The sequence below is a fragment of the Lentzea sp. NPDC060358 genome (assembly GCF_042725365.1).
Lineage (GTDB): Bacteria > Actinomycetota > Actinomycetes > Mycobacteriales > Pseudonocardiaceae > Lentzea.
Map to the genome: position 1 here is coordinate 1 of NZ_JBHXCW010000215.1, position 13083 is coordinate 13083.

Annotated in this window: 16 protein-coding genes; 9 read left to right on the forward strand and 7 right to left on the reverse strand. The window is 70.2% G+C overall.

Features of this window, described 5'->3' with window-relative positions; genetic code table 11:
- Positions 1-35: 35 nt before the first annotated feature.
- From ACFWGZ_RS32420 to ACFWGZ_RS32430, 3 genes are read left to right on the forward strand one after another with little or no spacing between them, the layout of a single operon-like run.
- Complete coding sequence (locus ACFWGZ_RS32420) at positions 36-809, forward strand: ATP-binding cassette domain-containing protein (protein ID WP_382419563.1); 774 nt, start codon at positions 36-38, stop codon at positions 807-809.
- Positions 810-829: 20 nt separating this feature from the next.
- Positions 830-2260 carry a sugar ABC transporter permease gene (locus ACFWGZ_RS32425; protein WP_382455397.1) on the forward strand — a complete coding sequence of 477 codons (1431 nt, stop codon included), beginning with the start codon at positions 830-832 and terminating at the stop codon, positions 2258-2260.
- 4 nt (positions 2261-2264) lie between these two features.
- The gene (locus tag ACFWGZ_RS32430) at positions 2265-3419 is read left to right on the forward strand and encodes an ROK family protein (RefSeq protein ID WP_382455398.1); all 1155 of its coding nucleotides are present in this window, start codon (positions 2265-2267) and stop codon (positions 3417-3419) included.
- A 71-nt stretch (positions 3420-3490) separates the two neighbouring features.
- On the opposite strand, the gene ACFWGZ_RS32435 is transcribed toward ACFWGZ_RS32430, so the two are convergent.
- The 4 genes from ACFWGZ_RS32435 to ppgK form a co-directional block, all read right to left on the reverse strand.
- A complete protein-coding gene (locus tag ACFWGZ_RS32435; RefSeq protein ID WP_231642793.1) occupies positions 3491-3670 on the reverse strand; it encodes a hypothetical protein in 180 nt (59 codons plus the stop codon).
- 379 nt (positions 3671-4049) lie between these two features.
- A complete protein-coding gene (locus ACFWGZ_RS32440) occupies positions 4050-4619 on the reverse strand; it encodes a nucleotidyltransferase family protein (RefSeq protein ID WP_382455399.1) in 570 nt (189 codons plus the stop codon).
- Between the two features lie 81 nt (positions 4620-4700).
- A complete protein-coding gene (locus tag ACFWGZ_RS32445; protein ID WP_330854055.1) occupies positions 4701-6044 on the reverse strand; it encodes an RNA polymerase sigma factor in 1344 nt (447 codons plus the stop codon).
- 212 nt (positions 6045-6256) lie between these two features.
- Complete coding sequence (gene ppgK / locus ACFWGZ_RS32450) at positions 6257-7018, reverse strand: polyphosphate--glucose phosphotransferase (RefSeq protein WP_382455400.1); 762 nt, start codon at positions 7016-7018, stop codon at positions 6257-6259.
- Positions 7019-7134: 116 nt separating this feature from the next.
- Here ppgK and ACFWGZ_RS32455 point away from each other — a divergent pair, with 116 nt between their 5' ends.
- The gene (locus ACFWGZ_RS32455; RefSeq protein WP_382455401.1) at positions 7135-7929 is read left to right on the forward strand and encodes an inositol monophosphatase family protein; all 795 of its coding nucleotides are present in this window, start codon (positions 7135-7137) and stop codon (positions 7927-7929) included.
- A gap of 169 nt (positions 7930-8098) precedes the next feature.
- Here the strand turns inward: ACFWGZ_RS32455 and cei are convergent, their stop codons facing one another.
- The gene (gene cei / locus ACFWGZ_RS32460; RefSeq protein WP_382455402.1) at positions 8099-8815 is read right to left on the reverse strand and encodes an envelope integrity protein Cei; all 717 of its coding nucleotides are present in this window, start codon (positions 8813-8815) and stop codon (positions 8099-8101) included.
- A 420-nt stretch (positions 8816-9235) separates the two neighbouring features.
- Here cei and ACFWGZ_RS32465 point away from each other — a divergent pair, with 420 nt between their 5' ends.
- A complete protein-coding gene (locus ACFWGZ_RS32465; protein ID WP_086667480.1) occupies positions 9236-9535 on the forward strand; it encodes a DUF4193 domain-containing protein in 300 nt (99 codons plus the stop codon).
- Positions 9536-9596: 61 nt separating this feature from the next.
- On the opposite strand, the gene ACFWGZ_RS32470 is transcribed toward ACFWGZ_RS32465, so the two are convergent.
- Positions 9597-10058 (reverse strand): DUF3093 domain-containing protein, encoded by a 462-nt coding sequence (locus ACFWGZ_RS32470; protein ID WP_382455403.1) that lies wholly within the window; start codon positions 10056-10058, stop codon positions 9597-9599.
- A gap of 24 nt (positions 10059-10082) precedes the next feature.
- Between ACFWGZ_RS32470 and dut the strand changes: the two genes are divergently transcribed.
- Both dut and ACFWGZ_RS32480 read left to right on the forward strand, forming a co-directional pair.
- Positions 10083-10556: a dUTP diphosphatase gene (dut, locus tag ACFWGZ_RS32475; protein WP_382455404.1), complete on the forward strand. Its 474-nt coding sequence runs from the start codon at positions 10083-10085 to the stop codon at positions 10554-10556.
- A 3-nt stretch (positions 10557-10559) separates the two neighbouring features.
- Positions 10560-11171: a DUF3710 domain-containing protein gene (locus ACFWGZ_RS32480; protein ID WP_382455405.1), complete on the forward strand. Its 612-nt coding sequence runs from the start codon at positions 10560-10562 to the stop codon at positions 11169-11171.
- Here ACFWGZ_RS32480 and ACFWGZ_RS32485 read toward each other — a convergent pair.
- Positions 11168-11827 (reverse strand): alpha/beta fold hydrolase, encoded by a 660-nt coding sequence (locus ACFWGZ_RS32485; RefSeq protein WP_382455406.1) that lies wholly within the window; start codon positions 11825-11827, stop codon positions 11168-11170. The two genes, ACFWGZ_RS32480 and ACFWGZ_RS32485, sit on opposite strands and share 4 nt — an antisense overlap.
- 84 nt (positions 11828-11911) lie before the next feature.
- Here ACFWGZ_RS32485 and ACFWGZ_RS32490 point away from each other — a divergent pair, with 84 nt between their 5' ends.
- Both ACFWGZ_RS32490 and ACFWGZ_RS32495 read left to right on the forward strand, forming a co-directional pair.
- Positions 11912-12277: an OB-fold nucleic acid binding domain-containing protein gene (locus ACFWGZ_RS32490; protein WP_090056807.1), complete on the forward strand. Its 366-nt coding sequence runs from the start codon at positions 11912-11914 to the stop codon at positions 12275-12277.
- Complete coding sequence (locus ACFWGZ_RS32495) at positions 12274-13047, forward strand: DUF3159 domain-containing protein (protein WP_382455407.1); 774 nt, start codon at positions 12274-12276, stop codon at positions 13045-13047. Before ACFWGZ_RS32490 ends, ACFWGZ_RS32495 begins: the two co-directional genes overlap by 4 nt.
- The last annotated feature ends 36 nt before the right edge of the window (positions 13048-13083 follow it).

The window sequence follows — 13083 nt, forward strand, 5'->3', positions numbered from 1 at the left end:
CGCCCTAGACGCGTGGTAACCACGGAGGAAAACCAGTGAGCGAGCCGATTCTCGAGCTGCGCGGCATCAACAAGAGCTTCGGTCCCGTGCACGTCCTGCACGACATCGACCTCGTCGTGAACCCAGGCGAGGTCACCGCCCTCGTCGGCGACAACGGCGCGGGCAAGTCGACGCTGGTCAAGTGCATCGCGGGCATCCACCCCACCGACTCCGGTGAGGTCCTGTTCAACGGCGAGCCGGTCCACATCAAGGGCCCGCGCGACGCCGCCGAGCTCGGGATCGAGGTCGTCTACCAGGACCTCGCGCTCGCCGACAACCTCGACATCGTCCAGAACATGTTCCTCGGCCGTGAGCGCACCAAGAGCGGCCTGCTCGACGAGACCGACATGGAGCAGGCGGCGCGCAAGACGCTGGCGTCGCTGTCCGTGCGCACGGTCAAGTCGGTGCGCACCCAGGTCTCGTCGCTGTCCGGCGGCCAGCGCCAGACCGTGGCGATCGCCAAGGCCGTGCTGTGGAACAGCAAGGTCGTGCTGCTCGACGAGCCCACCGCGGCGCTCGGCGTCGCGCAGACGCGGCAGGTGCTCGACCTCGTCCGCCGGCTCGCGGAGCAGGGCCTGGGCGTCGTCCTGATCAGCCATAACATGAACGACGTCTTCGAGGTCGCCGACAAGATCGCGTGCCTCTACCTCGGGCGCATGGCCGCCGTCGTGGGGTCCAAGGACGTCACGCACGGCCAGGTGGTCGAGCTGATCACCGCCGGTCGTTCCGGTGACCTGGGCATCGCCCGCCCCGAGGCGGCGACGATCTGATGAGTTCCGAAGAGGCGAGCATGACCGACACCACCGAAACGCCCGCGCAGGAAACCCCGCAGCAGGGCGCGATCTCCGACTTCGGCATCGACACGACGTCGCAGTCCACGGGCGAGGCCGTCCGCGACTACTGGGCCAGGGTCCGCGGCGGCGAGCTCGGCTCGCTGCCCGCGCTGCTCGGGCTCATCGTGCTGCTGATCGTGTTCAGCGCGCTGTCCGACACGTTCTTCACCCTCGGCAACCTCGCCAACCTGCTCCAGCAGGGCGCCAGCATCACCATCATCGCGATGGGCCTGGTGTTCGTGCTGCTGCTCGGCGAGATCGACCTGTCCGCCGGTACCGCGTCCGGTGTGACCGCCGCGGTGATGGCACTGCACCTGATCAACAACGGCAACCTGCTCGGCGGCATGGGCGACACGGTCTTCTACGTGTTCTGCGGCCTGCTGGTGGTCGCGATCGTGCTCGCCGTGATCATGAAGATCTGGGCGGGTGCGGCCATCTCGGCGATCGCACTGGTGATCGCCGCGGTCGGCATCCCCGCGAACCCCTGGCTCGAGATGCTGCTCGCGATCTCCGTCGGCTGCGCCATCGGCTGCATCACCGGCTTCCTGGTCGCTCGGGTCGGCATCCCGTCGTTCGTCGTGACCCTGGCGCTGTTCCTGGTCTGGGGCGGTGTCGTGCTCCAGTTCATCGGTGACGGCGGCACCCTCGGCCTGCGCGACGACACGATCTTCAACGTCGCCAACGGCAACCTGAACTTCGTGGGCTCGTGGGCCCTGTTCGTCATCGCCGTCGGCGGCTACGCGGCGGTCGTGCTGACCCGGCACTTCTCGCGGCTGCGCAAGGGCCTCGTCGCCCAGCCGACGTCGCTGGTGCTCGGCAAGATCGGCGCCCTCGCGGTGCTGGCCGCGGTCATCACCTACGCGCTCTCGCTCAACCGGGCGCCGAGCAACCTCGTGGTGATCGAGGGCGTTCCGTACGTGGTCCCGCTGGTCCTGGTGCTGCTCGTGATCGGCACGTTCGTGCTCGACCGCACCAGCTACGGACGCCACGTCTACGCCGTCGGCGGCAACAAGGAAGCCGCCCGCCGCGCCGGCATCAACGTCGAGCGCATCCGCATGAGCGTCTTCGTGATCGCCTCCTCGGCGGCCGCGATCGGCGCCATCGTGTACTCGTCGAAGGTCGGCTCGGTCGACCCGAACGCCGGTGGCGGCAACACGCTGCTGCTGTCGGTCGGCGCGGCCGTCATCGGTGGCACGTCGCTGTTCGGCGGCAAGGGCCGCCTGCGCGACGCGGTGATCGGTGGTGCGGTGCTCGCGATCATCCAGAACGGCATGGGCCTGCTCAAGCAGCCCGCCGCCGTGGTGTTCATCGTGACCGGTCTCGTCCTGCTGCTCGCCGCGAGCGTCGACGCCCTGTCCCGGCGCCGGGCAGCGACCGCGGCTCGCTGACGAGGTGACCGGACCCACCTCCGGCACCCGTCCCGACGAGATCCGCAGGCACAACAGGACGGCGCTGCTGCGCCGCCTGCACGTCGACGGACCGTCCACCAGGGCGTCGCTCGCGGCCGAGCTCGGGCTCAACCGCAGCACCATCAAGGCCCTGGTGGACGGGCTCGCCGAAGCCGGCGTGGTCGCCGAACGCGTGCCCGCTCTGCGCAGCGGAGCGGGCCGCCCGTCCCTGCTGGTCCTGCCCCAGCCGCACGCCGCCGTCGTCATCGCGATCGACGTGCGGGTGGAGCACGTGGCCATGGGGTTCGTCGGCCTCGGAGGCGAGATCCTCGGACGGGACAGCTGGAACCTGCACCGGACGCGTGATCCGGGGGAGGTCATCACGCACATCGTCGAGTCGGCGCGCCTCATGGCCGACGACCTCGACGCCACCGCGGTAGGGGTGGGCATCTCGGTGCCCGGCGTGGTGCGGCGCGCCGACGGGCACGTGCACGAGGCCCCGAACCTGCACTGGACGGGCGTGGCGCTCGGCAAACGACTGGAGTCGGTGCTGAAGCTGCCGGTCCAGGTCGGCAACGACGCGGAGCTCGGCGCATTGGCCGAGCACGTCCGCGGTGCCGCACAGCAGTCCTCGGACATGGTCTACATCTCCGCGGACGTCGGCGTCGGCGGCGGTGTGATCCTGTCGGGACAACCGTTGCGCGGGTCCGGCGGCTACGTCGGCGAACTGGGGCACATGGTCGTCAACCCGCGCGGCCTGCGCTGCTACTGCGGCTGCGACGGATGCTGGGAGACCGAGGTCGGCGAACCGGCGCTGTGCCGGGCACTCGGCCTGCCGGACGACGCCCCGCGCGGCGCCGTCGTGGCGGCGTTACGGGCGCTCGACGACCCGTCGGTGCTCGACGAGTTCGCAGGCTGGCTCGCTCTCGGTCTCGCGAACATCGTCAACGTCCTCGGTCCCGAACTGGTCGTGCTCGGCGACCTCTACACGGCACTGCCCGAGTCGGTGGTCGAGTCGGTGAGCTCCGCCGTGCAACGGCGCAGCCTCGTCTCCCGCGCGGTCGGCGGGACCCAGGTCGTCACCTCGCCGCTGGGCAGGGACGCGAAGCTGGTCGGCGCCGCGGAACTGGCGTTCGAGCCCGTCCTGGACACCCTGTAGCCGGCCCGGAAAAGCGAAGGGGGCGGAGATCCTCGCGGATCCCCGCCCCGAGCGGCTAGGTGGGGTGGAAGTCAGCCCTGCTGAATCTCAGCAGCGAGTTCGCGCAACTTCTCACTGTGCGCCCGGGCGTGGTGCCCGCAGAACAGCAACTCGCCCCCGGACGGGAGCAAGGCGCGAACCTGGGCAGCAGCCCCGCAGCGGTCGCAGCGGTCGGCAGCGGTCAACTCGGGGCGGGTGAGTGCTGCAGTCATGATGAATCTCCCTCCGTCCCAGCAACGGAACGAAGTGTCCCGGTGCCCTCTTACCAAGCTGCGACCACAGCGCCCCTGGGTGGGTGCGCGGTGCTCGCTGGCTCCACTCTGACAGACGTTCTGGCGATAGTCAGTGTTCCCGTGTGCGTGGCGACTCGCGTCACTATGCGATTTACCCGGCTGCAGCAGGCTCACACCTGCGTTCTCCACCGGTTCACCGTCTTGACACGTACTCTCCGCGACGGAAAACCCGCTGGTGGAGCAGTGCTTTCGGGCTGTTCGGTCGGTTGCGTGCGACCGTGAGTGTGATATCGGTTGCCCTTGTCCGCCCGCAGCGAACAGGTCACGAACGTCCCACGATTCGGACGCGAGAGCGTGATCATGTGGACCACGGCAGCACCGTCAGCGCGGGCCACTGCTCCTGCCAGCGCCGCGTCTTGGTCTCGTAGACGGCACGCGGCGCGAGCACCGGGTTGGGCCGGACGACGAGGCCGGCCACGTCGTCGAGACCGTGCGGCGCGTAGACGTGCCACCGGTCTCCGTCGAGCCGGACGCCCACGCAGCACGTCGTCGAGGCGAACGAGTCGATGGCCGCCTCGGTGGACGTGTGAGGCGGGCAGGGAACCCCGAAGCGGTCCTCGTACCAGAGGTGCACCCGCGCCTCGTTGCGGATCTCGACCACGACCGGCAGGTCCGCGAACACCCGCGCCCCGGCCCGGATGACCTCGTCCTCGGCGTCCCAGCCGAGATCCGCGGCGTCGAAGTAGAACAGGTCGTAGTCCCGGATGCCCTCGGTCGGCGGCCGCCCGGTCACCACGTTCCACACCGTCTGGAACACGCACCCGGCCGTCAGGTACCAGTCCGGCAGGCCGAGGACCTCCGCCCGGCGCAGCACCTCCACCAGCACCTCGTTGCGCCTGAGCGCCTCGCAGAGCCCGTCCGCGTCCATCTCCCGGCCCTCCACGCCATGCACACGCGAAGGCCCCGCACCGAACCGGTGCGGGGCCTCGTGCGTATGTCCCGGTATGACCTAGTCGAGGTAGTCGCGCAGGACCTGCGAGCGCGACGGGTGGCGGAGCTTCGACATGGTCTTCGACTCGATCTGGCGGATCCGCTCGCGGGTCACGCCGTAGACCTGGCCGATCTCGTCGAGCGTGCGCGGCTGGCCGTCGGTGAGGCCGAAGCGCAGCCGGACGACGCCCGCCTCGCGCTCGGACAGCGTCGCGAGAACCGACTGGAGCTGGTCCTGCAGCAGCGTGAACGAGACCGCGTCGACCGCGACGACCGCCTCGGAGTCCTCGATGAAGTCGCCGAGCTGGCTGTCGCCCTCGTCGCCGATCGTCTGGTCCAGCGAGATGGGCTCACGCGCGTACTGCTGGATCTCCAGCACCTTCTCGGGCGTGATGTCCATTTCCTTGGCGAGCTCCTCCGGGGTGGGCTCGCGGCCCAGGTCCTGGAGCAGTTCGCGCTGGATGCGACCGAGCTTGTTGATGACCTCGACCATGTGCACCGGGATGCGGATGGTGCGGGCCTGGTCGGCCATCGCGCGGGTGATCGCCTGCCGGATCCACCAGGTGGCGTACGTGGAGAACTTGTAGCCCTTGGTGTAGTCGAACTTCTCGACCGCGCGGATCAGACCGAGGTTGCCCTCCTGGATCAGGTCCAGGAACGCCATGCCGCGGCCGGTGTAGCGCTTGGCCAGCGACACGACGAGGCGGAGGTTCGCCTCGAGCAGGTGGTTCTTGGCACGCTCGCCGTCGCGGACGATCCAGCGCAGGTCGCGGCGCAGCTGCGGGGTGAGCTTCTCCTGCTCCTCCTCGGAGCGGCGCACGCGCTCGGCCGCGTACAGACCGGCCTCGATGCGCTTGGCGAGCTCGACCTCCTCCTCGGCGTTGAGGAGGGCGACCTTGCCGATCTGCTTGAGGTAGGCGCGGACGGAGTCGGCCGAGGCGGTGAGCTCCGCGTCCTTGCGCGCCTGGCGCAGGGCCTCGGACTCCTCCTCGTCCCAGACGAAGTCGCCCTCGTTCTTGGGGTCCTCCGCCTCCTCGGGCTCGTCCACGACGGGCTCGTCGACGATCTCGACGTCCTCGACCAAGTCCTCGGCGCCGGGAGCGCCTTCCATGTCCTCCGGCTCGTCGCCGTCGGCCTTCTTGGTCGCGCCCTTCGCGGCGGGGTCGGCCTTGCCGGCCGGCTTGCGCGGGGCCTTGGCTGCGGGCTTCTTCGCTGCCGCAGCGGTCGTCTTGCGCTTCGGCTTCTCCTCGGCCTCGCCGGCCGCGGTCGCCTTGGTCGTCTTGGCGGCGCTCGCGGCGGAGCTGGAGCGTCGGGTTGCGGTTTCTGCGGCTGCCACGTACGCCCTTTCGCGACGGTCGTTCAAGGCGGACCGGAGGGCGCGAAACCTCGGTCGCCAGAGTTCAGGGGATCTCCCCGCCGATCTTGCTTGGCGGGTCTGCGTTCCATTGTAACGACGTCGGTGACGCGGTGTTGCGCCCCGAGGTGGTTCGAGGCGCTCTCACCTGCGTTCTCGCAGCTAGATCGAGTAAGGAGGGTCGGACACGTTTCGGTGTCGAATGGTCGCGGTGACCGTGTTCAGGGCCGGACGCCGTGCGCGGCGGCCCAGGCGGCACCGACGATGCCCGCGTCGTTCTTCAGCGACGCGGCGACGACCTCCGTGCGGACGTTGAGCAACGGCAACCACTTGTGCGCCTTCTTGCTCACGCCGCCACCGGCGATGATCAGGTCCGGCCAGATGAGGTCCTCGAGCACGTTGATGTAGCGCGTGACGCGAGGGGTCCACTCCTCCCAGGACAGGTCCTTCTCCTCCTTCACCGACGCCGCCGCGCGCTTCTCCGCGTCGTGACCGTCCACCTGCAGGTGGCCGAACTCGGTGTTCGGGACGAGCTTGCCGTCCAGGAACACCGCGCTGCCGATGCCCGTGCCGAACGTCAGCAGCACCACGGACCCGGCCTTGCCGGCGCCCGCGCCGAACGACATCTCCGCGATGCCGGCCGCGTCGGCGTCGTTCATCACGACGACGTCCTCCGGCTTGCGCTTGAGGCGCTCGGCGAAGAGGGTCTGCGCGTCGCAGTTGATCCAGCCCTTGTCCACGTTCGCGGCGCTGAGGGCGACACCGTGCTTGACCACGCACGGCAGCGTGATGCCCACAGGACCGTCCCACTGGAACTTCTCGACGATCTCGGCGACGACCTCCGCGACCGCCTCCGGCGTCGAGGGCTGAGGCGTGGGGATCCGCATGCGCTCGCCGTCCAGTGCTCCTGCCTCGAGGTCGACCAGGCCGCCCTTCACGCCGGAGCCGCCGATGTCCACACCGAACCCGCGGGTGATGCCCATTCCCCGTGGTCCTTCCTACTCGATCCTGCTGGCTTCGATTCAGTAACCGTGGTGCGCAGACATTAGCCTGACGTCGTCCGATAGTCCCGTGCTAGTGACGCAGGAGGGAACCGGTCGTGTTCGATCCCCGGCCGCTCGTCGACATCGCCACAGCCGTCGGACTGGAGGCGGGAGCGCTTGTTCAGCGCATGCGCGCCTCCGCCGTCGTCTCGTTCGACACCAAGAGCACGTCCACCGACGTCGTCACCGAGGCCGACCGCGCCTCGGAACAACTCGTCCGGACGCGTCTGTCCGAGTTGCGCCCCGGCGAACCGGTGCTCGGCGAGGAGGAGGGCGGCACCGTCGTCGAGGGCCTGACGTGGGTCGTGGACCCGATCGACGGCACCGTCAACTACCTCTACGGCATCCCCTGGTACGCGGTGTCGATCGCGGCGCAGCTCGACGGCGAGTCGGTCGCGGGCGCCGTGGTGGAACCGGCGACGGGACGGGTGTGGACCGCGGCCCGCGGGCACGGCGCGTTCCTGGACGGTCAGCCGCTGCACGTCTCCGCGACGACCGACCTGTCGTTGTCGCTGCTCGGCTACGGCTTCGCCTACCGCCCGGAACGGCGCCGCCGCCAGGCGCAGACGTGGGCGGGCATGTCCACGCGCGTGCGCGACCTGCGCCGGGCGGGCGCGGCGTCGCTCGACCTGTGCTCGGTGGCGGCCGGGCGGCTCGACGCCTACGCCGAGCACGGGCTGGGCCGGTGGGACTGGGCGGCCGGCGGGCTGGTGGCGGCGGAGGCCGGCGCGGTCGTGCGGCTGCCGGGGTCGTCGCCGGAGCTGGGGGAGGACGCGACGTTCGCCGCGGCCCCCGGGATCGCCGACGCGATGTACGACGCACTGGTGGAGTGCGACTTCGGCAAGGTCTGAGTCGACGTCGTCCACCCGGATCAACCTCGCATCAACTCGTCAACCTCGAATCAACGTCGACCAGCCCGATCAACGTTGATTCGAGCCCAGTCAACGTTGACGACGTGCACGATGACCATGAAAGAAGGCCCCCGCCGCGGCGGGGGCCTTCAACGTGGACGAGGAGAGGTCAGCAGGTCACGTCGCGCGCGCCGGCCAGGTTGTCCGGGTTCAGCGTCGGCGGGGCCTGGGCCGCGACCTGGCCCCCCTGCTGCTCGGGCTGCTGCGCCGCCCACTCGGTGAGCTGGTCGAGCACCTTGCGGGCGTTGCCGTTCGGCTTGACCTCGTCGAACTTCTTGCCGACCGCGACGTCGACCGTGGCGTCCTGGCGCTCGTCGCGCACGAGCTCCAGGCACGGCTCCAGCAGCGACAGCGTCCGCGCCGCCTGCGCGCCGGGCGCGCCGAAGCGGAGCTGGCCGCGGCACGTCATGTCGCCCGCCGGGTAGATCGGGTCGTTGCCGGGGTCGGCGGCCTGCTTCAGGCCGAGCTCGGTGAGCTGCGTGGCCACGGTCTTGGCGTGGTTGCGCTGCGTCGAGGCGTTGACGACCTTGAAGTTGACCTCGCCGATCGGCACCGGGGTGGTGCGGTCGAGCGCGTCGTGCTCCAGCACCGTGCCCAGAGGCGGGGGCGGAGCCGTCGACGGCGCGGCGGGATCGGCTCCCGCGGTGGCCGACGTCGTCACGCCGCCCGGCGCGTTGCACCTGATGGCGGCGTCCACGTCACCCGCGCTGCCGAGCACCTTCACCCAGACGAACACGGAGCTGGCCAGCAGCACCGCGAACAGGACGAGCGCGGGCACGGGCCGACGCCTCTTGTAAGGCGTCAAGCTCCCCGATGCGGATCCCACGTCCGAAGCCTCCCCGTGATCCGTCCCCTGTGATCAGCCTAGGCCCTGCCCGGCTGGCGCGCGCCCCGGAGTACGTGACCCGCTGCACCGGCCCGATCGCTCACGGTCAGGACGGTACCGGCCCGGCGTCAGGTTGCACGCCGGGCTGAACGTGCTCCCGCACAGGGTATCGGTCCAGCGTAGAAAGGTTGTGTCACCCGTCCGGTCGGTAAGGGGTAACCCGATGCGAGTGCACTCGGACAATGAGCTACCCTCTGCGCGCTCCGCCCACAAGTGGATCAAGCCGACGGTCACGTCGAGGGGGTTGGCTCGGCCCCGTGGGTGAGAGACCTACGTCACCTTGACGTGGGGCACAAAAGAGGGCGCTGGAGCGTTAACCAGCGACACGAACAGTCTCCGTAGACCGCAGGGGTGAAGAAGATGGCGACCGACTACGACGCGCCGCGTCGCAGCGAGGCGGACGAACTCGCTGAGGACTCCCTCGAGGAGTTGAAGGCCCGGCGGAACGAGACGCAGTCCGGCGTCGTCGACGTCGACGAGGACGCGAGCGCGGAGAACTTCGAGCTGCCCGGCGCCGATCTGTCCGGCGAGGAGCTCACCTTCAAGGTGCTGCCCAAGCAGGCCGACGAGTTCACGTGCTCGAAGTGCTTCCTGGTGCACCACCGCAGCAGGCTCGCCGAGGACAACGGCGGCGTCTACATCTGCCGCGACTGCGCTTGAGCAGTCGATCCGAGAAACTTCTGGGCGCTCACCCTCACGGGTGGCGCCCAGTTGTGTTCGGTCAGCTCCTGATCGCGGCGACCAGCGCTTCCGGGTGACGTGTGCTGATCACCCAGTAGGGGGTCGGGTCCTGCGGGTCGTCCACCCGCACCCGCACGAGCGGCTTGACCCAGCCGCGGTGCACGACGTACGCCGCCGGGTCGAGTTCGGGACCCATCGTCCTGCGCTTGTGCTCGGGGGCGACGATCTCGGCGTCGCCGAGCAGCTCGAGCGGGATGTGCGCCTCGCCCGCCCGCAGCTCGCCGTCCGCCACCTCGACCTTCGTCGAGCCGAGCCGGATGATCAGCAGGACCGTCAGCGGCAGCAGGACCACGTACGGCAGCCACGACCGCACGCCGGGGAAGCCCATGTGGATCTCGGCGGCCAGCAGCGCGGCGGCCAGCAGCGGCAGCGGCCAGAACCACCACGTCACGTACAGGCGCTCGCGGTGGGTCGTAGTGGCGGTCACGGCAGTCTCACTCACGTCGTCAGGGTAATCTCGCCCGCCGTGTCCAGCGTCGAGGTGTTGCTGACCCGGCTCGATCCGGGGGTTCCCGTGCCCGCCTACGCCCGTCACGGCGACGCGGGCGCCGATCTGGTCACCACGTCGGACGTGGTCATTCCACCAGGCGAGCGCGCCGTCGTCGGCACCGGTGTCGCCATCGCGCTGCCCGAGGGGTACGCGGGTTTCGTGCACCCCAGGTCGGGGCTGGCCGCGCGGGCCGGGCTGAGCGTGGTCAACACGCCCGGCACGATCGACTCCGGCTACCGCGGTGAGATCCGCGTTTGCCTCGTGAACCATGATCTCCGTGAGCCGATCGCGCTGGTGCGCGGCGACCGGATCGCCCAGCTCGTCGTCCAGCGCGTCGAGCACGCGGTGTTCCGCGAGGTGACCGAGCTGCCGGAGACGGAGCGCGGTGCGGGAGGCTATGGCTCGACCGGCGGGCACGACGTGCTCGCCCGTACGAATGCAGAGGGGTAGGGCATGTTCGGAAGGCGCCGCAAGCGCGGTCGTCACTCCTCCGGGGCAGTCGAGACGGGTCCCGAGCTCGACGAGGACTTCGACGACGTCGGCCCGTGGGACTCGACCGTGGCGCCCCGTGACGACGTGCAGCGGCTCGACCTGGGATCGGTGCAGCTGCCGATGCCGGACGAGGCCCAGCTGCAGGTCGAGATGGACCAGCAGAACGGTTCCGTGCGCGCGGTGCACGTCCTCACGTCCGTCGGCCAGCTGACGGTCAGCGCGTTCGCCGCGCCGAAGTCGGGCGGCCTCTGGAAGGAGGTCGGCGCGGAGCTGGTGCAGGGCCTCAAGGAGGACGGCGCCCGCATCAACCGCGAGAACGGCGAGTGGGGCGAGGAGATCACCGCGCGCAACCAGGGCGTGCAGATCCTCTTCGTCGGCGTCGACGGCCCGCGGTGGATGCTGCGCGGTGTCGCCGCCGGCCCCGAGGAGCACTTCGCGCAGAACTCGGAGGCGCTGCGCGAGATGCTGCGCGGCACCGTGGTCGTGCGCGGCGAGCAGCCGATGCCGCCCCGCACCCCGCTGCCGGTCGAGCTGCCGGAGGCGATCGCCCGGCACATCCAGCAGCAGGGTTAGCCCAGCGCCTGCTGCCACGCCTGCACCGCACGCCCCAGCGCGTGCGGGTAGGCGTCCAGCGTCGTGGTCGTGAGCACGGCGCGTGGGACGGCTTCCGCCCACGCCCGTGCCACCGCGATCGGGTGGACCGGGTCGTCGGTGCACCCGACGATCCCCGTCGGCACGCGCAGCGACCTCAGCTCGTCGAGCGTCGGCGCCGCCGACTCCGCCGCCTCCTCGAAGTGCGGCACGAGCCGGTCGCCGTACCCGCGCCACGCCCGCGTCAGCTCGTCGTGCAACCAGCCGGTCGTGCTCGCGAGGGCCGCGTCCAGTCCGTGCTCGGTCACGACCTGTGCGCTGGCCTTCGCGGCGAGGGCTGCGGGAGCGCCGTTCGCGGCACCGGTCCACGCGGGCAGCGCGAGGACCAGACCTGCGCACTTGTCCGGGTTCCGCACCGCCCAGAGCGCGGCGACGTGCGCGCCGAGCGAGACACCGCCCACCACGATCGGGTGGCCCTCCCAGGCGGTGTCGAGCGCCGTCAACCGTTCACACAGGGTCCGTACTCTCGGAGCGGTGAGAACGGCGCCGACCTGCGACAACGGCTCGGCGAACACGGTTCGGACAAACACCTCGTCGGAGGCGGTTCCGGGCAGCAGGACGACGGTCGCGGCAGGCACACCCGAGATTGTCGTGCCCCGTGCGTACCCTCACTGTCAGACGGTCCACACCACTGGGCCACCAGAGCACCGCAGGAGTCGGGGATGGGCGGCTATTGGCACCGCTTGGTGCGTCGCTTGACCAGCGACGTGGCCGAGCTCGACGCGGACGACCTGTCGCGGAAAGCGGAGGCCGTCGGCGCGGTGAAGGCCTGCGACTGCAGGTCCGGTGAGGAGGTCACCGTCCTCGGCAGGCTCCGCAGCGTGGAGCTCTGCCCCCGCGACGCGGCCGCCACGCTGGAGGCCGAGCTCTACGACGGCACCGAGGGCGTCACTCTCGTCTGGCTCGGCCGCCGTCGCATCGCGGGGATCGAGCCCGGTCGGACGATCAAGGCTCGAGGCCGCATCGCCGTGCGCGACGGGCGCAAGGTGCTCTACAACCCCTATTACGAGTTGCAGAACGCTTCATGACTTCAGCTGACACCGAAGAAAAGCAGCCCACCGTCCTCGAGCAGATGGGCGGCGTGAGCGGAATGCTCTACTCGTCGCTGCCCGTGCTCGTGTTCGTGATCGTCAACTTCGCCACCAAGAACCTGATGGCGGCGATCATCAGTTCCCTCGCGGCCGCCGTCGTCATCGGCGCGGTGCTGGCCGTGCGCAAGGGGACCATCCAGCCCGCGATCTCCGCCGTGTTCGGCGTCGGCGTCGCGGCGTTCATCGCCTACAAGACGGGCGAGGCCAAGGGCTTCTTCCTGTTCGGCATCTGGCAGAGCGTCGTCTACGGCAGCGCGTTCCTGCTGTCGATCATCGTGCGCCGGCCGCTCGCCGGCGTGATCTGGACGTTCCTCAACGGCAGGGACCGCTCCTGGCGCGAGGACAAGGCCACAGTCCGCGACTACGACATCGCGACCTTCGTGTGGGCGCTGGTGTTCTTCGCCCGCTTCGTGGTGCAGCGCTGGCTCTACGACGAGGACCAGGTCGGCTGGCTCGCGGTGGCCCGCCTCGCGATGGGCTACCCGCTGATGGCCATCGCCCTGCTCGCCACGGTGTGGGCGGTCCGCAGGGCCGACAAGCGCCTGAAGGCGGCCGAGGAGGCCGCGGCGAAGGCGGCGGCCGAGGCCGAGACCGAGCAGGTGCTCGCCCGCACGGCCGACGACCTGCTGACGCCGGACATGGACGAGCTCCAGCGCGTGGTCGACGAGGACGCCAAGCAGAAGGCGCGCGACCGCTCCCGCGACTGACCGGGCGGCAGTGCTTCAACGCGGCCGGCGTCTCCC